Source organism: Mesorhizobium sp. P160927 (assembly GCF_057766385.1).
Genome location: NZ_JBYMDW010000001.1, coordinates 4,111,266 through 4,137,684, shown reverse-complemented (window position 1 = coordinate 4,137,684; position 26,419 = coordinate 4,111,266). Strand labels below are relative to the sequence as shown.

Genomic DNA, 26,419 nt, shown 5'->3' with positions numbered 1-26,419 from the left:
ATATAGCTTCTGGAATGACCGACCCGGTGTTCTTCGCGCCATCACGCCGGTATACGGCGGCCGAAGTCGCGAATCTGACCGGCTCGGTGCTAGTCGATTCCGGCCAATCCGACGTTTTGATCGAAGCGCTGGCGCCGGCTAATGAAGGCGGCGCAAATGCGCTTGTCTTCGTCGACGGCAGGCGTAATTCCGCGCTGATGCCGTCGCTGCGGGCGGCGGCGGTCCTATGCCCGGCCGAATTCGCGAACAAAGCGCCTTCCACCGTTGCTGTCTTGACTCATCCACGTCCGCAGCAGGCTTTCGCGCTGGTTGGGCGCCTGCTGTTCCCGACAGCCGCCACGCCGGGGCCAATGACCGGTGAGACCGGCGTTTCGCCGCATGCCCATGTCGATCCGACGGCGCATGTCGAAGCTGGCGCTATCATCGAAGCCGGCGCGGTCATCGGGCCAGGTGTCTCGATCGGCGGCGGCACAGTCATTGCGCCCAACGCCGTCATTGGACAGTCCTGCCAGATTGGCCGTGACGGTTATGTCGGCCCGGGCGCCAGTATCCAGTACGCTCTGATCGGCAATCGGGTCATCATCCATGGTGGTGCCAGGATCGGCCAGGACGGCTTTGGCTTTGTCGGAGGCGCCAAGGGGCCGGAGCGTGTTCCACAGATCGGACGCGTCGTGATCCAGGACGATGTCGAGATCGGCTCCAATTCCACCGTCGATCGTGGCGCCATGTCCGATACGATCATCGGGCAAGGTACCAAGATCGACAATCTCGTGCAGATCGCCCATAACGTCCGCATCGGTCGCAATTGCATAGTGGCCGGGCTTTCGGGTATTTCCGGTTCCGTGGTGGTGGGTGACAATGTCACCATGGGCGGAGGCGTCGGGCTTGCGGATCATCTGACGATTGGTACAGGTGCCAAGCTTGCAGCCAGAAGTGGATTCATGAGCAATGTTCCCGCCGGCGAGATCTGGGGTGGCTATCCGGCGCAGCCTATGGCGGAAGCCATGCGAGAGATAGCCATGTTGCGCACGATGGCCAGGGCACGCAAGCAGGGCAAGGACAATGGCTGACATGGTGGCGGCGACAACGCTGGAAGCGGTCGACATATTGGGGCTGATGAAGCTCCTGCCGCACCGTTATCCCTTTCTGATGATCGACCGCATTGTGGACATCGACGGCGACGACTCCGCCATCGGCATCAAGAACGTAACCATAAACGAGCCGCATTTTCAGGGGCATTTCCCGGAGCAGCCGGTGATGCCGGGCGTGCTGATCGTCGAGGCCATGGCCCAGACGGCCGGAGCCATCTGCATCCGCAGCCTCGGGGCATCGAAGCCGTCTCTGGTCTATTTTCTGACCATCGACAACGCCAAATTCCGCAAACCGGTCGTCCCCGGCGACCAGTTGAAGATCCATGTCAAGAAAATCAAGAAGCGCGGCAACCTGCTCAAATTCGCCTGTGAAGCCCTGGTCGAAGGTACCAAGGCGGCCGAGGCCGAGATTTCAGCCATGATGGTCACCGGCGACTGACGATTGAGTGCCTATGAAAATCAAGACGTCAATCCATCCTTCCTCCGTCGTGGAAGAAGGCGCCCAGATCGGCCAGGGTGTGCGCATTGGGCCGTTCTGCCATGTCAGCGCCGATGCCGTGATTGGCGACGGGGTCGAACTGGTCAGCCATGTCTCGGTGATGGGCGCGACCACCATCGGAGCGTCGACCAAGGTCTATCCGATGGCGACACTGGGCGCACCGCCGCAAAACACCAAGCACAAGGGCGGCCGCACGACGCTGGTCATCGGCGCCAACTGCACCATCCGCGAAGGCGTGACCATGCATGTCGGCACCGACACCAGCCGTGGCGAAACCACGGTCGGCGACAATGGCAATTTCCTCGCCTACGCCCATATCGCCCATGACTGCGCTGTCGGCAACAACGCCACCTTCGCCAATGGGGCGACATTGGGCGGCCACTGCGAGATCGGCAACAATGTCTATATTGGCGGCCTCAGCGCCGTCCATCAATTCGTGCGCGTGGGCGACAACGCCTTTCTTGGCGGGTGCTCGGCTTTTGTCGGTGATGTCATTCCCTATGCCATCGCGGTCGGTAACCGCGCCAGCCTGCGCGGCTTGAACATCATCGGCCTCAAGCGCGCCGGTCTGCCGCGTTCCGAAATCCATCTGCTGCGCAGGGCCTACAAGACGATCTTCGACCGCTCCCGCACCGTCGGCGAGAACATCGAGTTCGCCAAGGTGGAGTTCGCCTCGTCGCCGACAGCGATGAAGATCATCGACTTCATCACCAGTCGCGGCAAGCGACACTATGCGGTGCCATCGCTCAAGGGCGGCGATGGCGACGATGCCGATGACGAAGGCTGAGGCAGCCGCGGCTGGTCTTGATCTTCCGCCTGGTGCCAGGGTCGGCATCATCGCCGGCGGCGGCAGCCTTCCGGTCGAAGTCGCTGCCGGTTTGGCCGAACAGGGTCATCCGCCCTTCATCGTGCTCATGGAAGGTGAGGCCGACCGCCTGGCGGAATTGTGCCGTTACGAGCATGAGACCCTTGCCTTGGAGGCGATAGGATCGCTCATTCCGCTGCTCAAGCGTAACCGGATTACGCATCTGGTGCTTGCCGGCGAGATAAAGCGCAGGCCAAGGCTGACACATATGCGTCCAAGCCTCAGCCTGCTCGCTGTGATACCCGTCGTCGTCATGGCGTTGGCGCGCGGCGACGATGGACTGCTCAAGGTGGTGGCGCGCGGACTCGAGGCCCGGGGGATAAAGGTCATGGGTGCCCACGAGATCGTGCCGAACCTTGTCGCCGCCGAAGGGGTGTTGACCAGGGCCACGCCTCGGACGTCGGACTGGCGCGACATCGAGGCAGGTTTTGCCGCGGCAAAAGCCATCGGGGCGCTGGATATCGGCCAGGCGGCGATCGCGGTCGGCGGCCGGACCATCGCGCTTGAAGGCATCGAGGGCACGGCCGGATTGCTGGACCGCGCCAGGCTGCTGCGTGGCCACGGTCGTATCGCCGGCAAGACGCGCGGCGTGCTGGTCAAATGCGCCAAGCCTGGCCAGGAGCTGCGCGCGGATCTTCCTTCCATGGGGCCCCAGACGGTAGAAGCAGCGCATGCGGCCGGGCTTGCCGGCATTGCCGTCGAGGCGGGACGCTCCCTGATCCTCGAAGGTCCCGCAACCCTCTCGCGTGCCAATGACCTTGGGCTGTTCATTGTCGGCCTGGCCGCAACGGAGTCCTGATATGGCTGACGGGGCGCTGAAGATCGCGATCGTCGCGGGTGAGGAGTCAGGTGACCTGCTTGGCGCCGACATTGTCCAGTCGCTGCGTCAAATAACAGGGCGCGAGGTACGGCTCGTCGGCCTCGGTGGCCGCCACCTGCAGGCGCTTGGGCTGGTTTCCCCGTTCGACGCCGGAGAGGTCGCGCTGATGGGGTTCAGCGCCGTCCTGCGTGACCTGCCGCGCCTGATGCGGCGGATCGGTCAGCTGGCGGGGTTGGTTGCGGATGCCAAGCCGGACTGCCTCGTCACCATCGACAGCCCCGATTTTTCGCTGCGCGTCGCCAAAAAGGTGCGCGCCGCCAACCCGGCGATCCCGATCGTCCACTATGTCTGCCCGAGCGTCTGGGCATGGCGGCCGGGCAGGGCGGTGGCGATGAAACCGTATGTCGATCACATCCTGTGCATCCTTCCGTTCGAAGTGAAGGAGCTCGATCGGCTGGGTGGCCCGCCCGGCACCTATGTGGGCCATCGCCTGACGCATGATCCAGGCGTGCTGTCGGCCGCCAGGGCGCAGGCCCAGCCGCGTGATCTTTCACCAGACCGCGTGAAGACGCTGCTTGTCCTGCCCGGCTCGCGGCGCGGCGAGGTGCGGCGGCTGCTCGAGCCGTTCGGTGAGACCGTGTCGATGCTGCGGGCACGCGGGCATCGGCTTCGGCTGATGTTGCCGACGGTGCCGCATGTCGCGGACACCGTACGATCCGCGGTCACGCGCTGGGATGAAAAACCCGAGATTATCCTTGAGCCCGAGCGCAAATGGCAGGCCTTCGGCAAGGCCGACGCGGCGTTGATCGCGTCCGGCACCGTCTCCCTGGAACTGGCGCTGTCCGGCGTGCCGATGATCTCTTGCTACCGGCTCGACCCTGTCGCACGCGCCGTGGCGCGGTATCTCGTTTCCGTCTGGTCGGCGCTTCTGCCCAACCTTATCTCGGATCGCGCGTTGATCCCGGAGTTCTACGACGAATACGTCAGACCGAACAATCTGGCACGCCAGCTGGAAGCGTTGTTGGCCGACAGTGGCATGCGCGCCTGGCAGAAAGACGGTTTCGCCGAGATTTCACGGCGCATGGCAACGGACAAACCGTCCGGTGAGATCGCGGCGCAGGTGGTGATGGGGTGTATCAAGCGAGTGCGTAGGCAGTAGTGAGTAACGAGTAGTGAGTTAGAAAACTCTCCAACCTCACTCCTCACGAACCACTACCCACTACTCACTTGTCTCAGCGCGTGTCACTTGTCTCAGCGCTTGGCGATCGGCACGTAGTCGCGTTCCGGCGCGCCGGTATAGAGCTGGCGCGGACGGCCGATCTTCTGGCGTGGATCCTCGATCATTTCCTTCCACTGGGCGATCCAGCCGACCGTGCGGGCGACCGCGAAAAGCACGGTGAACATGGTGGTGGGGAAGCCCAGCGCCTTCAGGGTGATGCCGGAATAGAAGTCGACGTTCGGATAGAGTTTCTTCTCGATGAAATAGGGATCGGTCAACGCGATCTTTTCCAGTTCCATCGCGATGTCGAGCAGCGGATCGTCCTTGATGCCGAGTTCGCCCAGAACCTCATGCGCCGTCTTCTGCATGATCTTGGCCCGCGGATCGTAGTTCTTGTAGACGCGGTGGCCAAAGCCCATCAGGCGGAATGGATCGTTCTTGTCCTTGGCGCGGGCGATGAATTCCGGGATGTGATCGACATGGCCGATCTCGCCCAGCATGTTGAGCGCCGCTTCGTTGGCGCCGCCATGGGCCGGCCCCCACAGGCAAGCAATGCCGGCGGCGATGCAGGCGAACGGGTTGGCGCCCGAGGAGCCGGCGAGGCGAACGGTCGAGGTCGAAGCGTTCTGCTCATGATCGGCATGCAGGATGAAGATACGCTCCATGGCGCGCGCCAGCACCGGGTTGATCTTGTACTCCTCGCACGGCACGGCAAAGCACATATGCAGGAAGTTTGCCGCGAAACCGAGATCGTTCTTCGGGTAAATAAAGGGCTGGCCGATGTGATATTTGTAGGCCATGGCCGCGATCGTCGGCATTTTGGCGATCAGGCGCATGGAGGCAACCATGCGCTGGTACGGGTCGGAGATGTCGGTCGAGTCGTGATAGAAGGCCGACAGCGCGCCGACCACGCCGCACATCACCGCCATCGGGTGCGCGTCGCGGCGGAAGCCGGTGAAAAAGCGCGACATCTGCTCGTGCACCATTGTATGGCGCGTCACGCGGTAGTCGAAATCGTCCTTCTGCGCCTTGGTCGGCAATTCGCCGTAGAGCAGGAGGTAGCAGACTTCGAGGAAGTCGCCATGTTCGGCCAACTGGTCGATCGGATAGCCCCGATGCAGCAGGATGCCGGCGTCGCCATCGATGAAGGTGATCTCCGACTCGCAGCTTGCCGTCGAGGTGAAGCCGGGGTCATAGGTAAAGGCGCCAGTGGTGCTGTAGAGCGAGGCGATGTCGATGACGTCAGGCCCGACCGAGCCGCTTCGCACCTTGAATTCGTGAGTCTTGCCGGCGAATTCCAGCGTTGCCGTGGCCTCCTCTTGGCCGCCCACATCCAGTTTTTTCGCAGCTTCGGTCATTGCAAACTCCTTCTTGTTTCCTCATGCCGGCAAAGGCAAATTCCGCGGAGCGACACGTTGAAATCACCGCAATGTACGTATTCGCCACCGCATTCTAGGAGGTGCGTGCCAGATTGGGCCAAGGCCTAATGTTGCACTGCGAAACCCGCCTTTCAATGCCAATCTTCTTGGGCCAGTTTGCTCCTAATCGATTTGATCCCCTATGCGCGCCAGGCTTTCCTCACGCCCCAGAACGGCAAGCACGTCGAATACGCCCGGTGACGTGCTCTTGCCGGTCAAGGCAGCCCGCAACGGCTGGGCCACGGCGCCAAGCTTGTGGCCGCCAGCCGACGCGAAGTCGCGGATCACGGCCTCGGCCGTGGCCGCCGTCCAGTCGTGTGACAGCGACTTCAAAGCTTCGTGAGCGCCACGCAGGATCTTGCGCGCATCGTCATTGAGCAGCAGTGCCGCCTTGTCGTCGATCGGCAGCGGCCGAGCGGCAAACAGGAAGCCGGCGCCGTCGAGAAGCTCGACCAGCGTCTTGGCGCGCTCCTTCAGGCCCGGAAGTGCTGCCAGCAGCTGCGTCTTGTTCTTCTCGTCGAGGCGCGCCGCCATCGCCGGGCCTCCCTCCAGATAGGGCAAGGTGGCGATGAAGATATCGAACAGCTCGGTGTCGGCCATACGGCGCATATGCGCCCCGTTGATCGCTTCCAGCTTGGCGAAATCGAAGCGCGCCGCGCCCTTGTTGACGTCGCCAATGTCGAACCACGAGACCATGTCCTCGATCGACATGATCTCGTCGTCGCCATGGCTCCAGCCGAGCCGCGCAAGGTAATTGAGCAGCGCCTCCGGCAGATAGCCCATGGCGCGATAGGCTTCGACGCCGAGCGCGCCGTGGCGCTTCGACAGCTTGGCGCCGTCGGCGCCATGGATCAGCGGGATATGTGACATCGACGGCACGTCCCAGCCCATGGCGTTGTAGATCACGGTCTGGCGGGCGGCGTTGGTCAGGTGATCGTCGCCACGGATGATGTGAGTGACGCCCATGTCGTGATCGTCGACGACGACGGCATGCATGTAGGTCGGGTTGCCGTCCGAACGCAGGATGATGAAGTCGTCGAGATCCTTGTTGGGGAAGCGCACGTCTCCCTGGACCCGGTCCTTCACCACCGTCTCGCCCTCGGTCGGTGCCTTGATGCGGATGGCGCCCTTGACGCCGGACGGCGCCTCCGACGGGTCGCGGTCACGCCAATGGCCGTTATACCGTGGCGGCAGGCCCTTGGCGCGTGCAGCCTCGCGCATTGCCTCGAGCTCGGCTGAAGTCTCGTAGCTGTAATAGGCCTTGCCCAGGCGCACCAGTTCCTCGGCTACCTCGCGATGGCGCGGCGCACGCTCGAATTGAGAGACCGCGTCACCGTCCCACGAAAGGCCGAGCCAGGTCAGGCCATCGAGAATGGCCAATGTGGCCGCATCGGTCGAACGCTCGCGATCGGTGTCCTCGATGCGCAGCAGCATCGTGCCGCCGGTATGCTTTGCATAGAGCCAGTTGAAGAGCGCCGTGCGCGCGCCGCCGATGTGCAGATAGCCGGTCGGCGAGGGGGCAAAACGGGTGATGACCTTGTCGGGCATGGAACTCTCGGAAAACGTCTGAAGCTGGGTGCGGAACGTGCGGACTTTCGCGCGTTGCGCGTTCATGTAGCATAGGGCGTCGAGGGTGCAAGGGGCAGACCCGATGACTGGAAGAGGCCGGAGCTCGGATCGAAGCGAGGATGCCGCTGTCGGCGTCAGCGAGCGATCCCTTTTTGCGGCGCCTCCGACGATCCCACTGCCATCGCCGCTCGTGGCTGCGCCCGAAACCGGGCCGCTGCGGGCGGGTGGGCCGGCGCCGGCGCCGTCTCCTGCCGGGGGCAGGATCGTGCGCGTGCGCCGGCAAATCGGCCCGATATCCTTGCCTCGCCTGCGCCATGGCGTGGCCAAGGCGGCGGAGCTCGAACTCGACCGGGGCATCGCGTTCCTGCTGGTGCCGGTCTGTCTGACCGTTGGGGCGATCGCCTATTTCTCGCTGGCGTCCGAGCCCGACTTTGCAAAGCCCGTCGCGGTCGTGGTGCTGATGGCGGTCTGTGCCTTCGTCTCGCGTTCGTGGTCGAAAACCCATCTGTGTTTCATGGCAGTGCTGTTGTGCGCGCTGGGCTTACTCGCGGCGAAGGTCGAAACATGGCGAGCCGGAACCCGTATGCTGGGTTCGGAAATCTCCACGCAATTGACCGGCCGCGTGGTCTCGCTCGAAGAGATGGAGAGCGGCCGCATCCGGCTGACCATGGACGTGATTTCGACCGCGCGGCCGAAACTGCGCTATGCGCCGGAAAGGGTCCGGCTTTCCGCACGCAAGATACCGCCGGGAATGACCGCCGGCTCGCTCATCACAGGCTACGCCAAACTGTTGCCGCCGACCGGCCCGGTCCGGCCGGACAGTTACGACTTCTCTTTCGACAGTTATTTCGCCGGCATCGGCGGCAGCGGCTTCTTCCTCGGCAATCCGACGGTTGTTTCCCCCGCTGACGGTGAGATGCCGCTATCGGCTCGCCTTTTCTCAGGCGTTGAAAATGCCCGCGAAGCCATCGCCGACCACATCAGGGGCAGCGTCGGCGGCGCTGAAGGCGAGATCGCGGCGGCGCTGATCGTCGGCGTGCGCGCCGGCATACCCGATGAAATCAATGAAGCGATGCGGCGTACCGGCATCTATCACATCATCTCTATTTCGGGACTGCATATGGCGCTTGTGGCCGGCACCATCATGGGTCTGCTGCGTGGTGCCTTCGCACTGTTACCAGACTTTTCCGCGCGCCGGCCGGTGAAGAAATACGCCGCCGCCGCCGCACTGTTCTCGATCGCCGCCTATCTCATGATTTCCGGTGTCGTCGTTGCGGCCGAACGCAGCTTCATCATGTTGGCGGTGATGCTGATTGCCGTCTTCTTCGATCGCGCTGCGCTGACCATGCGCAATCTGGCGATCTCGGCGATCGCCGTCATCCTGGTCTCGCCGCACGAGGTCGTCGGCCCAAGCTTTCAGATGTCGTTCGCCGCGACCGCGGCCCTGGTTGGCGCTTATGCCGGCTGGGCCGATCACCGTGCGGGAAAGACCAGGCCACCGCCGCCAAAGCGATCCCTGCCCGGGCTCCTGACGCGAAAATTCCTGCTGGCGACAGGTGGATTGGCCATGACGTCCATTATCGCCGGCAGCGCCACGGCACTGTTTGCCATCTGGCATTTCCAGCGGGTATCGCCCCTCAGCCTGTTCGCCAATCTGGCCGTGATGCCGATCGTGTCGGTCGTGATGTTCCTGGCCGTCGCTAGCGCGCTGCTGATGCCATTCGGACTGGATTGGCCGGCTCTCTACCTCATGGGCAAGGGCCTGACGGCGATGATCGCCGTGTCGGCGTGGATATCGGAGCGCTCTCCGGTCGACGGAGTCGGGCTGATTTCGCAGCAATCCGTGCTGCTGGTCACCGTCGCGCTGGTTATCGCGACGATGGCGACGACCTGGCTGCGGCTCGCGGCGCTGCCATTCGCGCTCGCCGGCCTGTTGACTGTGTCGCACACGCGCGCGCCCGATGTGCTGATCTCGGAAGATGCGCGGCTGGTCGCGCTGCCGATCGGCAATGGCGAACTGGCCGTCAACCGGGAACGTCCGAACGAATTCGCAACCGACAACTGGAAGCGCGCTCTGATCTCCGAAACAATCGTCAAACCGGAAATGTTCGACAAGACAGACGGGCAATTCGACGTTGCCAGTCCCGCCGACCTGCCGCCGGGATCGCCCTTCTACTGCCGCGAAGGCCTGTGCCTTGCCAGGCACCCTTCCGGCGCGATCATTGCTTATGTCGAGGACCGCAAGACCACCTGGAAAGCCTGCGCTTTCGCTGACCTGATCATCGTGAACGACGCGACCGCCTATGACGCCTGCCACAATCCACTGGTTCTCGTCGTCACCAAACGGCAGCTCGCCCGCAAGGGAAGCGCTGCCGTCTTCTTCAATCCCCAGTCGGCCACGACCCGGGCCGGGATCGAATTCGCCGTCGACGGACCATACCGACCCTGGCACGAACAGCGAAAATTCTCACGCGAGGCGAGGGGGCTGCCGCCGTACAAAAAACCCGACAAGCCCGATGGAAAGCCGGCTCAGTAGCGCCTGATCAACCCGACCAGCTTGCCTTGTACCTTGACCCTGTCCGGCCCGAAAATGCGTGTTTCGTAGGCTGGATTGGCGGCCTCGAGCGCGATCGAAGCGCCTTTGCGGCGGAACCGCTTCAGCGTCGCTTCCTCCTCGTCGACCAGAGCCACGATAATTTCGCCCGGGCTTGCCGTGTCGGCATTGCGGATAATGACCGTGTCCCCATCGAAGATACCAGCCTCGATCATCGAGTCGCCCTTGACCTCCAGCGCATAGTGCTCGCCGCCCATGATCATGTCCGGCGGCACCGAGATCGAATGCGTCTGATGCTGGATTGCATCGATCGGCACACCGGCGGCGATACGGCCCATGACCGGGATGGACACGGCTGAAACCGCATCGTCGTCGTTGCCGGCCGCGGGCAGGCGCGAAGGCGCAGCGGCCGGCCTGATCTGGCGTCCGAGACTGCCTTGGCCAAGGCTGCCTTGGATGACACTTGGCGAGAACTTCTTTGCCGCATTGAGGCCCGGCGCGATCGAGTCCGGCAGCCGCAGCACTTCCAGCGCGCGCGCCCGATTGGGTAGCCGGCGAATGAAGCCGCGCTCCTCCAGCGCCGTGATCAGGCGATGGATCCCCGACTTGGAGGCAAGATCGAGTGCTTCCTTCATCTCGTCGAAGGAAGGCGGTATCCCGCTTTCCTTGAGCCGTTCGTGGATGAACATCAACAGTTCATGTTGCTTGCGTGTCAGCATGGCGGCCCCCAAGACATTGAACGAAAGGTTGAACCAGAATCGAAAAAACAAACCCAGAACAAACACTATCTGTTCCAGTTGTGTTCTGCAACCGTTTAAAGTTTAATGAATTTGTTAAGGGGTCTGAAGTTTTTTGCCCCCGCCGGCGTCAGCAACCGGTCCTTTCCGCGATCGGCAGGCACATTGAAATCGTTTGGTTAATGGCCTGTGGCCTATCCGCCGATGGAGCTGGCATCAGCCATCTGGAAGGCTTCTTCCCACGGGGTACCGTATATTTCATGGATCCATTATTCGCGGAACGAAACGAAACCAAAATGCCAACCATTGGTAGCTCCGGGCGGCCATGGACCCGGGCGTTCGGCGCACTCCGGCCAGCGCGTGCGAATAGGCGTCGCGGAAGCGCTGAAGTTATCCCGACCCCTTCAAGCTGCCGGCGCGGGCGGCGTATCTGGTCGCGCCGCTGTCTTCGCTATGAACATAGACGTGCAGTGTGTAGCCGATATGCGCCGTCATCAGCGCCTTGGCCCGTTCGACGTCACGATCGAGTGCCGCTTCCATGATCGCGGTATGGTGTTCGATCGCGATCGCTTCGCGCAACGCCTCCATTGCCTGTTCATAGCCGTCCTTGAGGCCGGCCGCGGCCCGCAATGTCGGCGCCAGACCAAGAAAGCGATGATGCCGGCGCAACTGATCCGAGATTGTCGAGCGGAACCGCAACAGCCAGTCGCATGTGGCGGCGCTCAGCAGCGCCGCATGGAAAGCCTCGTGGTTCTCATCCCATCTGTCGACGGCCGTGTCGGAGGGATCGTCGACCGCCGTCTTGCAACGCGAGAGCCGGTAGTGGGCAGTGACTACGGCATCCTCCCACTCCCTGCCGCCTTTTTCCATCAATTCGAGGAACAGGGGTATCTCGACCACCATTCTGGCGCGTGCCAGATCCTCCAGCTCGGCCCGCGACACCGGAGCCACGGCAAAACCACGATTGCTGATGGCGGTGACCAAGCGTTCGGCCTCGAGCCGCGACAGGGCTTCGCGCAACGGTGTCCAACCGACGCCATATGTGCCGCGCAGCGCACTCAGTTTGAGCGGGGCGCCGGGCATGAGGCGCGTGGTCAGGATGTCGCGCCGCAACAGCTGATAGGCGGCTTCCGTTTTTGTGGAACTCGTCTCATCCCGCATCGTGATCAATCCGTCGTCTGGCTAAAAGTATATATGATACTGGGTCACTACAACAATTATATATAATGTTTGACACAGACCGGCGGACTGACCATGATCGCGGAGCAGCCGCGTTTCCAAGCGGCCCTGATCAAATCTGGGAGGAAATGATGTTGAAGTCGAAATCCGCTTGGTTGTCGGGTTTGGCCCTGGCAGGCGCATTGATGGTCAGCGCCGGCAGTGCCGCGGCCGATCAGATCCGTATCGGCATTGCCAATTTCGGCGAGCACCCGCAATTGAACGCCGCCATAGCCGGCTTCAAGAAGGCGCTGACGGATAACGGCTTCGTCGAGGGCAAGGACGTCGTCTACACGGAGAGCCACACCAATTTCGATGCGTCGCTGGTGCCGCAGATGATCGCCAAGCTGCAGGCCGAGCAGCCCAAGCTGATCTACACCATCACCACGCCGGTCTCGCAGATCGCCAAGAAAGCGCTCGCGGGTTCCGGCATTCCGATCGTTTTTGCCGCGGTCACCGATCCGGTGGCGGCCAAGCTGGTGCCATCATGGGACGCCGGAGACGAAGGCATGACCGGCGCCAGCGATCTGCAGGACGTCGCCGCGGTGATGGCCTTCACCAAGAAGCTGCTGCCGAACGCCAAGCGCTTCGGCGTGCCTTATAATCCCGGTGAGGCCAATGACGTTGCCTTGGTCGAAAAGATCAAGGCGGCGGCACCGGCCGCCGGTTTCGAGGTGGTCGAGCTCGGCATCGACAACGTAAATGACATCCAGCAGCGTATCGCTTCGTTCGCCGGCAAGGCCGACGTGATCTACGGCCCGGCCTCGAACCTGATTCAGCCGGCGATCGCCGCTGTCTCAGCGGCCGCCCGCCAGGCCGGTATCCCGGTCGTCAACTCCGATGACAGCGCGGTCCGCAACGGCACCGTGCCGGCGAGCTTCGCGGTCAATTACACCCAGGTCGGCATCAACGCCGGCAACATCGCCGCCGAGATCCTCAAGGGCAAGGATCCCAAGACGATCGCGCCGTCGCGCCCGGCCTACAAGGACCACATGGCAACGATCTCGCGCAAGGCGATGGCCGCGTTCGGCGTCGAGATACCGGCTTCAATGGCCGATTGCGGCTGCATCGTCGACTAACATCGGAACTGCTGGGATGATGGCGTCGGCGCCATCATCCCGAGGTCACGGAGGAACGATGCTCGAGATACGATCCGCGCGCAAAGTGTTCTACAAAGGCCAGGCCGACGAGAAGGTCGCGCTGGACGGTCTCAGCCTGTCCTTGGCCACGGGAGAGTTCGGGGTCGTCATCGGCTCAAACGGGGCCGGCAAGAGCAGCATGCTCAACGCCATTTCTGGTGCTCTTGTGCTGGATTCCGGCAAGATCCTGATCAATGGCGCGGATGTGACAGGGATGCCGGTGCACAAGCGTGCCGAAAGATTGGCGCGCGTCTTCCAGGATCCGATGCGCGGCACCGCCGCCAGCATGACCGTGGCGGAGAACATGCTGCTGGCCGACCTGCGCAGTCAAAAACGCACGCTGCGGCAGGGGTTGAACGCCACACGGCTGGCGTCCTACAAGGAGCGCCTGTCGATATTGGGCCTCGGCCTTGAAAACCGTCTCGATACCCGTGTCGACCTGCTCTCGGGCGGGCAGCGGCAGTCGCTGTCGCTGATCATGGCTGTCGGAGGATCGCCGGATCTGCTGCTGCTCGACGAGCATACGGCAGCGCTCGATCCGCGCACGGCCGAGATCGTCATGCGCGCGACGGTGCGCGCCGTCAATGCGCTGAAGCTGACCACCCTGATGGTGACCCACAACATGCAACACGCCGTCGACCATGGCAGCCGGGTGATCATGCTCGATGCCGGCCGGGTGCTCCTGGAAGTCACAGGGCAGGAGAAGGCGAGGGTCACGGTTGTCGATCTGATCGGCCATTTCTCCGTCAAGACCGATCGCATGTTGCTGGCGAGTTGATCATCATGGGTTTTGTTGGGGACGTTCTCGCCAGCTTCGTCGCGATCATGCCGGTCACCCTGGCGCAAAGCCTGATCCTGGCCTTTGTCGTGCTCGGGATCATGATCCCGTTTCGCATGCTGAATTTTCCCGATCTCACCAGCGAAGGCGCTTTTCCGCTGGGCGGCTGCGTCTGCGGCGTTCTCCTTGCCGCCGGCGCATCGCCGCTGATGGGCATCGCCGCCGCCCTTGTCGCCGGCTTCGCGGCGGGCTGCTGCACCGCCTTCATCCATCTGCGCTTCCGCATCCACACGCTGCTTGCGGGCATCCTGATGATGACGATGCTCTACAGCATCAACCTTCGCATCATGGGCAAGTCCAACCTGTCGGTCTTCGGTTCGCCCTCGGTGTTCGACTGGGTGCCGTTCGCGCGGCCGGGTTTCCCCGCCAGCAAGATCGTCGTCGCGGGTCTCCTCGCGCTTGTCGCCTTCATGCTGCTCTACATGTTCTTCAGGACCGAGAAGGGGACTGCCGTCCGCGCCGTGGGCGCCAATCCTGACATGGCCGAGGCGCAAGGCATCAATGTCTGGGCCGCGACCATAGGCGGTGTCGGGCTGGCCAGCGCTTTTTCGGCGTCAAGCGGTGCGCTGATGGTGCAGTCGCAAGGGTTCGCCGACGTCAATATGGGCCTGGGAATTCTCATCAACGGCCTTGCCGCGCTGATGATCGGCGAAGCCGTCGTCGGCAAGCAAACGGTCTGGCGGCAACTGCTGGCGCCCTTCGCCGGCGCGATCATCTACTACCAGCTGGTGTCGTTCTGCCTTGCGGCCGGCATGCCGCCGCCTGACCTGAAGCTTGCGACGGGCCTGTTCGTGCTGGCCATGCTTGCCTTGCCCAGCCTCAAGCGCAGCCGGGGGTACGCACCGGTTCGCGAAGCTATTCGTGAGTAGCCCGGCGTGAATCACCAAGGCGGAAATAACCAGGGCGTGAATAACCAGGAAATGTACAAATGATGCGTGCAACGCTCGATCTCGCAGCCGTCGGAGCCATGGACGCGGCGGACCCGCTGCGTGCCATGCGCGACCGGTTCATCTTGCCGGAAGGCGTCATCTATCTCGACGGCAATTCACTCGGCGCCGCGGCACCCGCCGTCTTCGACGAGCTGCGGAAAGCCGCGACCCAGGAATGGGCGCAGGATCTGATCCGTGCCTGGAACACCGCCGGCTGGTTCGACATGCCGGTCGCGCTCGGCGACCAACTGGGGCGGCTGATCGGCGCGGCGGCCGGCCAGACGGTGGTCTGCGATACGACCTCGATCAACATCTACAAGGTGCTGCATGCCGCACTCGGCATGCGGCCGGACCGCTCGGTCATCGTCGCCGAGGGCGACAGCTTTCCAACCGATCTCTACATGGCCGAAGGCGTGGCCTCGACGCGCCCCGGCACGGTGTTGCGGCTTGAGGGCGTTGATGCGCCGACCATTGAGGATCTCATCGACGAGCGCGTCGCGGTCATCCTGGTCAACCACGTCAACTACAAATCCGGCAAATTGCGCGACATGGCGGCACTGACATGCAAGGCCCATCAGGTCGGAGCGCTGATCGTCTGGGATCTCTGCCACACCGCCGGCGCGCTGCCTGTCGAGCTCGACAGCGCCAATGCCGATTTCGCCATCGGCTGCAGCTACAAATATCTCAATGGCGGCCCGGGCGCGCCTGCCTTCATCTACGCCGCCGAGCGTCATCACGATAAGGTCCAGCAGCCGCTCAGCGGTTGGTGGGGCCATGCGCGGCCCTTCGCTTTCGAGCAGGGTTATGCGGCCGGCAGCGGTATCCGCCGGTTCCTGTGCGGCACGCAGCCGGTGTTGTCGATGCGGGCGCTGAAGGGGGCGCTGGATATGTGGGACGACGTCGACATGGCGGCGGTGCGCAAGAAGAGTATCGCGCTCACCGACCTGTTCATTCAGCTCGTCGAGGCCAGATGCGGCGCCTACGGCCTGGAGCTGGAAAGCCCGCGCGACGGCAAGCAGCGTGGCAGCCAGGTTTCGTTCCTCCACCCCAACGGCTACCAGGTGATGCGGGCCCTGGTCGAGCGCGGCGTGATCGGCGATTTCCGTGCGCCGTCGACCATCCGCTTCGGCTTCACCCCGCTCTATGTCGGCTACGCCGATGTTTGGCGGGCGGTCGAGGTGCTGGAAGATATCCTGCGCACCGGCGCCTGGCAGGATGCGCGCTTCGCGGTCAAGACGGCGGTGACCTGAAAAGCGGCGCAATTCCCGTGGGAAACCGTGACGCGGTTTTTCCCACGGGAATTGAGCCAAACGAGAGTTCAAAGCCGGGTGCGAACCGTCCACAGTTCCGGAAACAGGACGACCTCGAGCATCTTCTTGAGATAGGAGGCTCCCGACGTGCCGCCGGTACCGCGCTTCAGGCCGATGATGCGCTCGACGGTGGTGACGTGGTTGAACCGCCAGCGGCGGAAATAGTCCTCGAAGTCGACCAGCTTCTCCGCCAGTTCATAAAACATCCAGTAGCGCTGCGGATCGCGGTACACCGTCTGCCAGGCGACCAGGACTTCTTCGTTCTCGGTCCGCGTCTCGCGCCAATCCGTGCGCTTTGCGTCCGGCCCGATGTCGAAGCCATTGCGCGCCAGAAGCAGCAGCGCTTCATCGTAGAGCGACGGCTCCGCCAGGATCGTCTCCAGCTTCTGGCTGAGGTCCGGCCGGTGCTTGTGCGGCCCGAGCATGGCGAGGTTGCGGTTACCGGCCATGAACTCGATGGCGCGATACTGCCAGGACTGGAAACCCGAGGACTGGCCGAGCGCGTCGCGAAACTCGGTGTATTCGCTGGGCGTCATCGTGCGCAGCACGTCCCAGGCATTGTTCAACTGCTCGAAAATGCGGGCGACACGCGACAGCATCTTAAAGCTCGGTTCGAGGCGGTCGGCACGGATCGAGCGGATCGCCGCGCCAATCTCGTGCAAGGCGAGTTTCATCCACAATTCCGATGTCTGGTGCTGGATGATGAACAGCATTTCATCATGCGCCGAGGACATCGGCGTCTGGGCCTCCAGCACTTTCTCCAGGTGCAGATAGTCGCTGTAGGACATGCGCTCCTTGAACGACATCTCTGCGCCTTCGGAGGCCGGATCGTAAGGCTCGCTCACTTGATCTTCTCCGTGCGCAGCCGGAAGCGCTGGATCTTGCCGGTCTGGGTCTTCGGCAGAGCGGCGATGAATTTGACCGATCGGGGATATTTGTAGGGCGCGATGGCTGCCTTGACGTGGTCCTGCAGGCGCTTGACGGTCATTGCGTCTGGCGGGACACCTTGCACCAGCACGACATGCGCCTCGACGATCTGGCCTCGCTCGCCGTCCTCGGCACCGATGACCGCGCATTCGGCGACATCGGGATGCGACAGCAGCGCCGCCTCGACCTCGGGTCCGGCGATGTTGTAGCCGGCGCTGACGATCATGTCGTCGGAACGTGCGGCGAAGTGGAAGAAGCCGTCCTCATCCTGCGTGAAGGTATCGCCGGTGAGGTTCCAGCCGTCGCGCACATAGTCCTTCTGCCTGTCATCGGCCATGTAGCGGCAGCCGGTCGGCCCGCGCACCGCCAGCCGTCCGGTCTCGCCACGCGGCACCTCGCGCATCTCCTCGTCGACGATGCGCGCCTCGTAACCGCCCACCGGCTTGCCGGTCGAAGCGGGCTTCCTGTCGTCAAAGCGGTTGGAGATGAAGATGTGCAGCATTTCGGTGGCGCCGATGCCGTCAAGGATAGGCTTGCCGGTCTTTCGCGTCCACTCTTCGAAGACCGGCGCCGGCAAGGTCTCGCCTGCGGAGACAGCAACGCGCAACGATGACAGATCGGCGCCTTCGTCCATGGCCCTCAGCATGGCCCGGTAGGCGGTCGGCGCGGTGAAGGAAATGGTCGCTTTGTAGGTCTCGATGATATGGACCATGTTGGGCGGCGTCGCCTGTTCCAGCAGTGTTGCCGCCGCGCCGAAGCGCAGGGGGAAGATGGCAAGCCCGCCAAGGCCGAAGGTGAAGGCGAGCGGCGGCGAGCCGACGAAGATGTCGTCGGGCGTCACCTGCAGGACTTCACGGGCGTAGGCATCGGCGATGATCAGCAGGTCGCGGTGGAAATGCATCGTCGCCTTCGGCACGCCGGTCGTCCCCGAAGTGAAGCCGAGCAGGGCTACATCGTCGCGGCCGGTGCTGACGGCGGTGAAGGTAACCGGCTTGTCAAGGGCGGCGCGGTCGAGCTCGGCGTCATGGTTGGCCGTGCCGTCGAAGCCGATCACCTGCTTCAGGAATGCGCTGTCCTTGGCGCAGGCGGTCATCTCGTCCATCAGCCTTGTGTCGCAGAGCGCGGTCGTGATCTCGGCCTTGTCGACGATCTTGGTGAGTTCTCCGGCGCGCAACATCGGCATGGTGTTGACCACGACAGCACCGACCTTGGTGGCGGCCAGCCAGCAGGCGACCATTGCCGGGTTGTTGGCGGAGCGGATCAGCACCCGGTTGCCCGGCTTGACGCCGTAGTTCTCGACCAGCGCATGGGCGAGCCGGTTCGTCCAGTCGGACAGTTCCTTGTAGGTGCGGCGGCGGCCGTTGCCGATCAGCGCGGTGTGGTCACCGAGGCCCTTCTCGACCAGCCTGTCGGTCAATTCGACACCGGCATTGAGGTGTTCTGGATAGTCGAAGCCGTCGAGCAGGAAGTCAGGCCATTGCTCGGGCGGCGGCAGATTATCGCGCGTGAACGTGTCGGTATGCGCTGAAGGCACAAGCATGTCGCCGCTGTCCCTGTCTGCCGCCGGCCAGCGTGCAAGGCACTTGGCGGGAGGCGGTGGATCTGAATTCCTGTCTCTCGCGGAAGGCTTCGTGCGGCCGGCTACACTCTTGTCGACATGTCACCGGAAAGGTGACCATCGGCAGGTTCGGAAAGCACAGCGGACCTTCCCATTCTGTCGGTTCTTCTGCAGGCAGGATCGCACCAGTCGAAATTTGTTTCAAGCCTAAAATGTTTCACCCCAAAGCCTTGACGCACGACATGGTGGCGGCCATTGCTACGCGGAGACGACGCTGTTCGGGGAGGGTGCCGATGCTCGACCATCGCATTGCCGATTGGGACAATGCCTACGCCAACGGCCCGAATATTGCCGGCAGCGACCGTTGGCCGGCCGCCTGGTCAGGACCGGCGCAAGCGTTCCGTGACGCACTGTCGGGGGAGGGCCGGGCACGGTTCGACATCGCTTATGGCGATCGGCCGCGCACCCGGTTCGACCTTTTCCTGCCGGAGGCCACGCCCAGGGGGCTCGTCGTGTTCATCCATGGCGGCTACTGGCTGGAGTCCGATAAAAGCGGCTGGTCGCATCTCGCCAAGGGCGCGGTCGGCAACGGCTTTGCCGTGGCTGCGCCTTCCTACACGCTCTGCCCGGACATCCGCATTGCCGGCATTGTCAGCGAAATCGGGGCGGCGATCGGCAAAGCGGCGGCAATGGTCGGGGGACCGCTGATATTGACCGGACATTCGGCCGGTGGACATCTCGCCAGCCGCATGGTGACCACAACCACACCGCTCGCCACCGATGTCGTGCGGCGCATACGCCACGTCGTTTCGATTTCCGGCTTGCACGATTTGCGCCCGCTGATGCGCACCGGCATGAACGCCGTGCTGAAAATCGATGAGCATGAGGCGCTGACGGAAAGCCCGGCACTGCTGCGGCCAATCGATGGTGTCCGCATCACCTGCTGGGCCGGCGGTGGAGAGCGTTCCGAGTTCTTGCGCCAGAATGCGTTACTGGCCAACATCTGGACCGGACTTGGCGCCACCACCAGTACCGTGGTCGAGCCCGACCGGCATCATTACGACGTTGTCGATGGCCTTGCCGATCCGGCGCATGCGTTGACGCAAACATTGATCTCGGAATAGGTCCAGTTATCGGCTGGTTATGATGCAATTCTTCAGCGTAACATCAGAACCCTGCAAGTGTCGCCCGCGGCGGACGCAGGGGCAAAAGGCGCGCGCACGACCAGTCCGTTGGCGTCGGCCAGCATTCTCAGCATCGAGGAATCCTGGATGCCGAACGGCGTCGCCACCAGTTCGCCGTCATCTTCCCTGACCACCGCCCGCACGTAATCCTGGCGCAGATCATTGGCCGCCAGTGCGGCGCCCAGCCGTGCCGGGCGGATGTCCTGACGATGGTCGCGACCGCCCAGCCGTGCCAGAAGCGGCTTCAGGAACAGTTGCGAGCAGACCAGGCTTGCTACCGGGTTGCCGGGCAGGCCGATGCATCTGATAGCGCCGAGGCGCCCGAACATCAGCGGCTTGCCGGGACGCATTGCGATCTTCCAGAAGCCGAGCGTCATGCCTTCGCCGGTCAGCACGTCATGAATCAGGTCGTGGTCGCCGACCGAGGCGCCGCCCAGCGTGACGATGACATCGGCGCCCGCCGCGACTGCTTTCCTGACCAGGCCGGCGATATCGTCCTTGCGGTCGGCAGCGATCCCGAGATCGAGCGCACAGGCACCGACCGATTGTGCCGCAGCGGCGACGCCGTAGGAGTTGGACGAAATAATCTGGTCAGGCCCGAGTTCGCTGCCGGGCGGCAACAGCTCGTCACCGGTGGCGATGATGGCGACCAGCGGCCGCTTCACCACGCTTACTCGGGGATGATTGGCCGATGCCGTCAGCGACAGTGCCGCCGGGTCGAGCACGCGCCCCTTCTCCAGCAGCACGTCGCCCTTGGAAAAATCGAGGCCGACGCGGCGAATGTTACGCCACGTGGCGGTGGGCTCGATCACTTCGATGTTGCCGCCGCCGAGATCCCGGACGTTTTCCTGGATAACGATGGTGTCGGCGCCGTCAGGCAACGGTGCGCCGGTGAAGATACGCACTGCCTGTGCCTGGCCGACCGCGCCGTCAAAGCCACGTCCGGCGGGCGCCATGCCGACCACCGAGAGTTTCGACGGGACCGACGCGACATCAGCGGCTCGCACTGCATAGCCGTCCATGGCCGAAGCGTTGAAGGGCGGCTGGGTGCGCAGCGCCATGACCGGTTCAGTCAGCACACGATCGATCGCCTCGATGAGCGGGACGCTTTCGCCTGCCAGCGGCATAGTGTCGTCGAGCAGGCGCTCGAGCGCGTCGGCGACCGGAACCAGTGCCATCAAAGACCTGCCTTGTAGTCGCCGGACTTGCCACCGGTCTTTTCGACCAGCCGTATGCCGGAGATGATCATGGCGCGGTCCACCGCCTTGGCCATGTCGTAAATGGTCAGGCAGGCCACCGAAGCTGCCGTCAATGCTTCCATTTCGACGCCGGTCTTGCCGGTGACGCGTGCAAGGGCGGTGACCTTCAGGCCGGGCAGAGCATGGTCAGGCTCGATGTCCACGGAAACCTTGGTCAGCAGCAGGGGGTGGCAGAGCGGGATCAGTTCATGCGTCTTCTTCGCCGCCATGATGCCGGCTATGCGCGCCGTGCCGAGCACATCGCCTTTTTTGGCATTGCCGGCGAGGATGGTCTTCAGCGTCTCAGGCTGCATCGAGACGAAACCCTCGGCGATCGCGGTGCGCGTCGTCTCGTCCTTGCCGCCGACATCGACCATATTGGCCTCGCCCTGTGCGCCAAGATGGGTGAGAGCGCCTGTCATCGTCAAATCGCCATAGAGCGACGTGCGTCCATTCGGACGCACAAAGTGCGCTCTATCGCTTTGACTCTATGCATCGTGCTCTCCGAAAATCGATTCCGATTTTCGGCCCGATGCATCGGACGCCTTGCCCGTGAGCAGCGAGCGCGTTGCACCAGTCACGTCCCGTTGGCGCATCAAGCTCTCGCCCACCAGGAAGGCGCCGATGTCCATCCTTTGCAGTCTAAGACAATCGTCATGCGAGAAGATGCCGCTTTCGCTGACCAGCAAATGACCGCCCGGCACCATCGCCCGCAACCGCTCCGACGTATCGAGGCTGGTCTCGAATGTCCGCAGATTGCGGTTGTTGATGCCGATCAATTGCGATGACAGTTTCAGCGCTCGCTCCGTCTCGGGTTCATCGTGGACCTCGATCAGGGCATCCATGCCGAGCTCGAAAGCGGTCGATTCGAGTTGGCTGGCCATGGCATCATCGACGCTGGCCATGATGATCAAAATGGCGTCCGCGCCCCAGGCCCGCGCCTCGTAGACCTGGTAAGGGTCGAACAGGAAATCCTTGCGCAGGGCGGGCAGCGCCACGGCTGCTCGCGCTTCGGTCAGAAACTCCGGTGCGCCCTGAAAGGAGGGCGCATCGGTCAGCACGGAAAGACAGGCCGCGCCGCCTTTTTCATAGGCCCTGGCCAGGCTGGGCGGATCGAAATCGGCACGGATCAACCCTTTGGACGGGCTTGCTTTCTTGATCTCGGCGATCAGTGCGAAACCACCCGATCCGCGCTTCGCTTCGAGCGCGGCGAGGAACCCGCGCGGCGCGTCGGCGTCCTTCGCGCGCGCCTTGATCTCTGCCAGCGGCACGCGTGCCTTGGCGGCGGCGATCTCGTCGCGCTTGTAGGCTTCGATCTTGCGCAGAATGTCAGACACGGTTCACCCGTTCGAAATCTCGACCAGCCGGTCGAGCACCTGCAGCGCCCGGCCGCTGTCGATGGCCTGTGCGGCGATGGCGATGCCATCACGGAGCGTCGTAGCCTTGCCCGCAATCACCAGTCCGGCGCCGGCATTCATCAACACCGTGTCGCGATAAGCGCCGGCGGTGCCGCCCAGCATATCGCGCAAGGCCTTGGCATTGTAGGCCGCATCACCGCCACGCAACTCATCCTTGGTATGACGCTTCAGTCCAACCTCTTCCGGGGTCAGCGTGAAGCCGCGGATTTCGCCGCCGATCAGTTCGGCTACCTGTGTCTCGCCTGTGGTGGTGATCTCGTCATAACCATCGCCGTGAGCGACCCAGGCATGCTCGGTGCCGAGCGCCTTCAGCGTTTCGGCCACCGGCATGATCCATTCCGGCATGAACACGCCGACCATCTGCCGCCTGACGCTAGCCGGGTTCGAAAGCGGGCCGAGCAGGTTGAAGATGGTGCGCGTACCAAGCTCGCCACGAACCGGACCGACATGCTTCATAGCCGGATGGTGCGCTGGCGCGAACATGAAGCCGACGCCGGCTTCATGGATGCACTTGCCGATTAGCTCCGGCGCGATGTCGATCCTGACGCCAAGGGCAATCAGCACGTCGGCCGCGCCGGTCAGCGAGGACAGGCCGCGATTGCCGTGCTTGGCGACCGGCACGCCGCTGCCGGCAATGACAAAGGCGGAAGCCGTCGAGATGTTGACCGAGTGCGAATTGTCGCCACCGGTGCCGACGATGTCGATGGCGCCGTCAGGAGCATCGACGCGCAGCATCTTGGCGCGCATTGTGGCGACAGCGCCCGAAATTTCGCTCACCGTCTCGCCGCGTACGCGCAACGCCATCAGGAAACCGCCGATCTGGCCTGGGGTCGCATCGCCCGACATGATGATGTCGAAGGCCTCGCAGGCCTCCTCGAAGGACAGGGCGGTGCCGGTCGCGACTTTGGCAATATGGGTTTTCAGCGCGCTCATCTTGTCGAGGCTTGGGCAACGGCGGCCCGGTCGATGCGGACGTCGTACTGCGTCTGCAACTGCGCCACCAACTGGTCGAGCAGGTCGTCGGACATGCCGGAGGTGAATGATTTCTGCGCGTCGTCCGGCACCGAGTTGGCGTCGGCGCCGGCCGGTTCGAACACTTCGGCGACCTTGAACAGGATCTGGCCGTCGCCGGTGGGCGAGGGGATCAATCCGGTGCCGCCTTCGCCGACGCCGAACATGACGGCGGCGCCCTCCTTGCCGAAATCGGCATCGTCGGCTTCGCGCTTCAAGCCGCGCTTGGTCTGCTTCTCCAGCTTGAGTTCGCCGGCGATGACGTCGAGCGTGGCACCGGCCTTGAGGCGCTTCTCGAGTTCGTCCGCCTTGGCGGCGAGCCGCTTGGCGGTCTCGGCCGCCGTCCAGTCGGCGACAACCTTCTGGCGCACCTCATCAAGAGTGCGGTCGCGGGCCGGTGTGATCGAACCGACTTCATAGAAGACGAAGCCGTTGTCCGCCGTGGTCAGCGCCTCGTTTTCGGTGTTCGGCTCCGCATCGAAGACGGCCTTGATCAACGCCGGCGATTCCGGCAGGTCCTTGACTATGGAGCCATCGGGCCTCAGGCCGTTGCGGTCGATGGCGTCGATGGTGATGTCTTTAAGCTTCAATTTGGCGGCCGCGTCGGCCAGCGAACTACCCGATGCGCGGGTGTCTTCATAGTTGTCGTGCACATCCAAAAGGATGCGGCTTGCCTCGCCCAGCGCCAGGTCCTTGCGAATCTGGTCGGACACTTCGGCGAGCGGCTTTACCACCTCGGGCTTGATCTCGGTCACGCGCAGCAGCACTGGACCGAAGGCGCCCTGCACGACCTGGCTGACTTCGTTGGCGTTGAGCGCGAAGGCGGCATCGGCAACCGCCTTGTCGGCGATCTTGTCCTTGGCGAGCGTGCCAAGCAGCGTGTCGACCGGGGTCTTGCCCTCGGCGGTCACCAGCTTGTCGAAGGTAGCGCCGGCCTTGAGCGAATCGAGCGCCGCCTTGGCGGCATCCGGCGTCTTGAACACAAGCTGCTCGATGGTGCGCGTTTCGGGCGTGGTGTAGCGTGCCTTGTTCTTGTTATAGTCGTCACTGACCTGCTGGTCGGTGACCGCGGTCGTATCCATGATGTCCGCCGGTTCCAGGCGGACATAGGAGAATTTTCGGTATTCAGGTGCGGCATAGCTTTTCTTGTTGGCCTCGAAATAGGCCTGAAGCACGCTGTCGCTCGGCGCCGCGATCGGCTCGACCAGCGCCCTAGGCAAAGTCAAATAGTCGACCGTGCGGTCTTCACCTCGATAGAGCGCGACCGCCTTGAAAAACGTGTCCGGTGCCTTGAGGCCGTCCGAGACCGCCTCGACAATCTGCTGGCGCACCGCCACCTGGGCACGGTTCTTCAGATAATCCTCGGGCCGCATGCCGACTTGGTGCAGCATGTAGTCGAATGTCCTTCGGTCGAACTGACCGCCAGGGCCCTTGAAAGCCGGATCTTCGCGGGTGAGTTCGGCCAGCCGGTCCTTGGAGAGGCCGAGGCCGAGCTTGCGTGCCTGCTCGTCGAGGACGGCACCGGAAACGAGTTGCGCCAGCACCTGGTTGTCGATGCCGAGCGCCTTTGCCTGTTCATGAGTGAGGCGTTGACCAAACTGCTGCGACATGACGGCGAGCTGGCGGTCATAAGCGAGGCGGTATTCGTTGATCGATACCTTGGTGCCGCCGGCCGTTATCACCGAATCGTGGCCCGCAAAGCCGCCCATCAGCCGTCCGGAGATGCCCCAGGCGGCGAAACTGACCACCAGCAGCGAAAGCAATGTCTTCGCGACCCAGGTACCCGCCGCGCTTCTCAATACACCAAGCATGGTTACTTCCGATTTATGCGCATTTTCGCATGCGCCGAGTCTGAAACAAGCGCAATAGCGCCCTTCCGGCCCACTGTCGATTGCTTTGTGGCCTGATTTTGGTAGTGAGGGCCAGAGCTTGATATCGCCCGGAGAAGCACACCATGACGCCAGGAATTCGCCCGATTGTCGCCGGCAACTGGAAAATGAACGGTACCAGCGCCTCGCTGAACGAGCTCAGGATGATCGGCAACGGTTTCATGAGCGGGCTCGACGCCGAGACCGAAGCGCTGGTGTGCGTTCCCGCGACGCTGCTTTCCCATGCCGCGGAGATTTTGTCGCGCACGCCGGTCCATGCCGGTGGCGAGGACTGTCATCCCAAGGAAAGCGGTGCTTATACCGGCTGCATTTCCGCGGAGATGCTGAAGGACGCAGGCGCCAGCCACGTCATTGTCGGCCATTCCGAATGTCGCGAGCAAAGCGGCGAGGACGATGCGACGGTCCAGGCCAAGGCCACCGCCGCCTGGCGGGCCGGGCTCGTGGCCATCGTGTGCATCGGGGAGACGCGGCAGGAGCGTGAGGCTGGAGCCACGCTGGAGGTGCTGTCGCGCCAGGTCGCCGGCTCAGTGCCGCCAAGCGCCACGCCATCCAACACCGTCATTGCCTATGAGCCGGTGTGGGCGATCGGCACCGGCCTTACGCCAACCACGGCCGATGTGGCCGAGGCGCATGCGCATATCCGCGAAAAGCTGGCGGAAAAACTTGGGACCGCCGCCGCCAGGATGCGCATCCTCTACGGTGGCTCGGTCAAGCCCTCCAACGCCGTTGAACTGCTGGGCGTCAGGAATGTAGACGGCGCGCTGGTCGGCGGCGCCAGCCTGAAAGCGGCTGATTTCCTGGGTATCGCCGAAGCCTATCGCAGCATTGCGGGCTGAGATTCACCAGGATGGCGGGGTCTCATCCCTTCCAAATTCGTTGCAAAGGGGGCGTTGCTTCCCATATTCCGGCCACGGGCTTGGAAATGCCGTGAAAGCATTGTATTGAGCCGCCTCCAATTCACCGGCCGTGTCCGCGGCCGGGCAGGGCC

General features: G+C 63.3%; 23 protein-coding genes. 12 read left to right on the top strand and 11 right to left on the bottom strand.

Features of this window, described 5'->3' with window-relative positions:
• The first annotated feature begins 14 nt into the window (after positions 1-14).
• Genes lpxD through lpxB form a run of 5 tightly spaced genes read left to right on the top strand, consistent with a single transcriptional unit; the run spans position 15 to position 4,434 of the window.
• Positions 15-1,070 carry a UDP-3-O-(3-hydroxymyristoyl)glucosamine N-acyltransferase gene (gene lpxD / locus AC3CB8_RS20220; RefSeq protein WP_023773810.1) on the top strand — a complete coding sequence of 352 codons (1,056 nt, stop codon included), beginning with the start codon at positions 15-17 and terminating at the stop codon, positions 1,068-1,070.
• The gene (gene fabZ, locus AC3CB8_RS20215) at positions 1,063-1,530 is read left to right on the top strand and encodes a 3-hydroxyacyl-ACP dehydratase FabZ (protein ID WP_015317790.1); all 468 of its coding nucleotides are present in this window, start codon (positions 1,063-1,065) and stop codon (positions 1,528-1,530) included. Before lpxD ends, fabZ begins: the two co-directional genes overlap by 8 nt.
• A 13-nt stretch (positions 1,531-1,543) precedes the next feature.
• Positions 1,544-2,377: an acyl-ACP--UDP-N-acetylglucosamine O-acyltransferase gene (gene lpxA / locus AC3CB8_RS20210; protein ID WP_023795202.1), complete on the top strand. Its 834-nt coding sequence runs from the start codon at positions 1,544-1,546 to the stop codon at positions 2,375-2,377.
• Positions 2,349-3,254, top strand: a complete 906-nt coding sequence (locus AC3CB8_RS20205) for an LpxI family protein (protein WP_435053055.1) — start codon at positions 2,349-2,351, stop codon at positions 3,252-3,254. The genes lpxA and AC3CB8_RS20205 overlap by 29 nt, the downstream gene beginning before the upstream one ends.
• A gap of 1 nt (position 3,255) precedes the next feature.
• Positions 3,256-4,434 carry a lipid-A-disaccharide synthase gene (gene lpxB / locus AC3CB8_RS20200; RefSeq protein ID WP_352547039.1) on the top strand — a complete coding sequence of 393 codons (1,179 nt, stop codon included), beginning with the start codon at positions 3,256-3,258 and terminating at the stop codon, positions 4,432-4,434.
• 92 nt (positions 4,435-4,526) lie between these two features.
• Here the strand turns inward: lpxB and gltA are convergent, their stop codons facing one another.
• Both gltA and gltX read right to left on the bottom strand, forming a co-directional pair.
• The gene (gene gltA / locus AC3CB8_RS20195) at positions 4,527-5,852 is read right to left on the bottom strand and encodes a citrate synthase (RefSeq protein ID WP_352547037.1); all 1,326 of its coding nucleotides are present in this window, start codon (positions 5,850-5,852) and stop codon (positions 4,527-4,529) included.
• A gap of 183 nt (positions 5,853-6,035) precedes the next feature.
• Positions 6,036-7,460 (bottom strand): glutamate--tRNA ligase, encoded by a 1,425-nt coding sequence (gene gltX / locus AC3CB8_RS20190; protein ID WP_023784041.1) that lies wholly within the window; start codon positions 7,458-7,460, stop codon positions 6,036-6,038.
• A gap of 103 nt (positions 7,461-7,563) precedes the next feature.
• Here gltX and AC3CB8_RS20185 point away from each other — a divergent pair, with 103 nt between their 5' ends.
• Entirely contained in the window at positions 7,564-10,017 is a 2,454-nt protein-coding gene (locus AC3CB8_RS20185) for a ComEC/Rec2 family competence protein (protein ID WP_352565612.1), read from the top strand.
• Here the strand turns inward: AC3CB8_RS20185 and lexA are convergent.
• Together lexA and AC3CB8_RS20175 are read right to left on the bottom strand one after the other, a co-directional pair.
• Complete coding sequence (gene lexA, locus AC3CB8_RS20180) at positions 10,011-10,754, bottom strand: transcriptional repressor LexA (protein WP_015317797.1); 744 nt, start codon at positions 10,752-10,754, stop codon at positions 10,011-10,013. The genes AC3CB8_RS20185 and lexA overlap by 7 nt on opposite strands.
• Before the next feature lie 408 nt (positions 10,755-11,162).
• Positions 11,163-11,933, bottom strand: a complete 771-nt coding sequence (locus tag AC3CB8_RS20175; RefSeq protein ID WP_488377339.1) for a GntR family transcriptional regulator — start codon at positions 11,931-11,933, stop codon at positions 11,163-11,165.
• Positions 11,934-12,082: 149 nt separating this feature from the next.
• Between AC3CB8_RS20175 and AC3CB8_RS20170 the strand changes: the two genes are divergently transcribed.
• The 4 genes from AC3CB8_RS20170 to kynU all read left to right on the top strand — a co-directional run bounded on the left by AC3CB8_RS20170 (position 12,083) and on the right by kynU (position 16,146).
• A complete protein-coding gene (locus AC3CB8_RS20170) occupies positions 12,083-13,069 on the top strand; it encodes an ABC transporter substrate-binding protein (RefSeq protein ID WP_352547051.1) in 987 nt (328 codons plus the stop codon).
• A 58-nt stretch (positions 13,070-13,127) separates the two neighbouring features.
• Complete coding sequence (locus tag AC3CB8_RS20165) at positions 13,128-13,907, top strand: ABC transporter ATP-binding protein (protein ID WP_023773801.1); 780 nt, start codon at positions 13,128-13,130, stop codon at positions 13,905-13,907.
• Between the two features lie 5 nt (positions 13,908-13,912).
• Complete coding sequence (locus AC3CB8_RS20160; RefSeq protein WP_023795197.1) at positions 13,913-14,836, top strand: ABC transporter permease; 924 nt, start codon at positions 13,913-13,915, stop codon at positions 14,834-14,836.
• 62 nt (positions 14,837-14,898) lie between these two features.
• Positions 14,899-16,146, top strand: coding sequence for a kynureninase (kynU, locus tag AC3CB8_RS20155; protein ID WP_023773799.1), 1,248 nt, complete (start codon positions 14,899-14,901; stop codon positions 16,144-16,146).
• 68 nt (positions 16,147-16,214) lie between these two features.
• Here the strand turns inward: kynU and kynA are convergent, their stop codons facing one another.
• Together kynA and AC3CB8_RS20145 are read right to left on the bottom strand one after the other, a co-directional pair.
• Positions 16,215-17,051 carry a tryptophan 2,3-dioxygenase gene (gene kynA / locus AC3CB8_RS20150; protein ID WP_352565609.1) on the bottom strand — a complete coding sequence of 279 codons (837 nt, stop codon included), beginning with the start codon at positions 17,049-17,051 and terminating at the stop codon, positions 16,215-16,217.
• Complete coding sequence (locus AC3CB8_RS20145) at positions 17,048-18,673, bottom strand: AMP-binding protein (protein ID WP_352565607.1); 1,626 nt, start codon at positions 18,671-18,673, stop codon at positions 17,048-17,050. Before AC3CB8_RS20145 ends, kynA begins: the two co-directional genes overlap by 4 nt.
• A 230-nt stretch (positions 18,674-18,903) precedes the next feature.
• Here AC3CB8_RS20145 and AC3CB8_RS20140 point away from each other — a divergent pair, with 230 nt between their 5' ends.
• The gene (locus AC3CB8_RS20140) at positions 18,904-19,815 is read left to right on the top strand and encodes an alpha/beta hydrolase (protein WP_435053054.1); all 912 of its coding nucleotides are present in this window, start codon (positions 18,904-18,906) and stop codon (positions 19,813-19,815) included.
• 32 nt (positions 19,816-19,847) lie between these two features.
• Here the strand turns inward: AC3CB8_RS20140 and AC3CB8_RS20135 are convergent, their stop codons facing one another.
• The 5 genes from AC3CB8_RS20135 to AC3CB8_RS20115 all read right to left on the bottom strand — a co-directional run bounded on the left by AC3CB8_RS20135 (position 19,848) and on the right by AC3CB8_RS20115 (position 25,353).
• Positions 19,848-21,053: a molybdopterin molybdotransferase MoeA gene (locus AC3CB8_RS20135; protein ID WP_023795193.1), complete on the bottom strand. Its 1,206-nt coding sequence runs from the start codon at positions 21,051-21,053 to the stop codon at positions 19,848-19,850.
• Complete coding sequence (moaC, locus tag AC3CB8_RS20130; protein ID WP_023773794.1) at positions 21,053-21,535, bottom strand: cyclic pyranopterin monophosphate synthase MoaC; 483 nt, start codon at positions 21,533-21,535, stop codon at positions 21,053-21,055. The genes AC3CB8_RS20135 and moaC overlap by 1 nt, the downstream gene beginning before the upstream one ends.
• Positions 21,536-21,601: 66 nt before the next feature.
• A complete protein-coding gene (gene trpC / locus AC3CB8_RS20125; RefSeq protein ID WP_023795192.1) occupies positions 21,602-22,450 on the bottom strand; it encodes an indole-3-glycerol phosphate synthase TrpC in 849 nt (282 codons plus the stop codon).
• A gap of 3 nt (positions 22,451-22,453) precedes the next feature.
• The gene (trpD, locus tag AC3CB8_RS20120; RefSeq protein WP_352565602.1) at positions 22,454-23,464 is read right to left on the bottom strand and encodes an anthranilate phosphoribosyltransferase; all 1,011 of its coding nucleotides are present in this window, start codon (positions 23,462-23,464) and stop codon (positions 22,454-22,456) included.
• Complete coding sequence (locus AC3CB8_RS20115) at positions 23,461-25,353, bottom strand: SurA N-terminal domain-containing protein (RefSeq protein WP_023773791.1); 1,893 nt, start codon at positions 25,351-25,353, stop codon at positions 23,461-23,463. Before AC3CB8_RS20115 ends, trpD begins: the two co-directional genes overlap by 4 nt.
• A 143-nt stretch (positions 25,354-25,496) precedes the next feature.
• Between AC3CB8_RS20115 and tpiA the strand changes: the two genes are divergently transcribed.
• Positions 25,497-26,267 (top strand): triose-phosphate isomerase, encoded by a 771-nt coding sequence (gene tpiA, locus AC3CB8_RS20110; protein WP_352565600.1) that lies wholly within the window; start codon positions 25,497-25,499, stop codon positions 26,265-26,267.
• Positions 26,268-26,419: the final 152 nt, after the last annotated feature.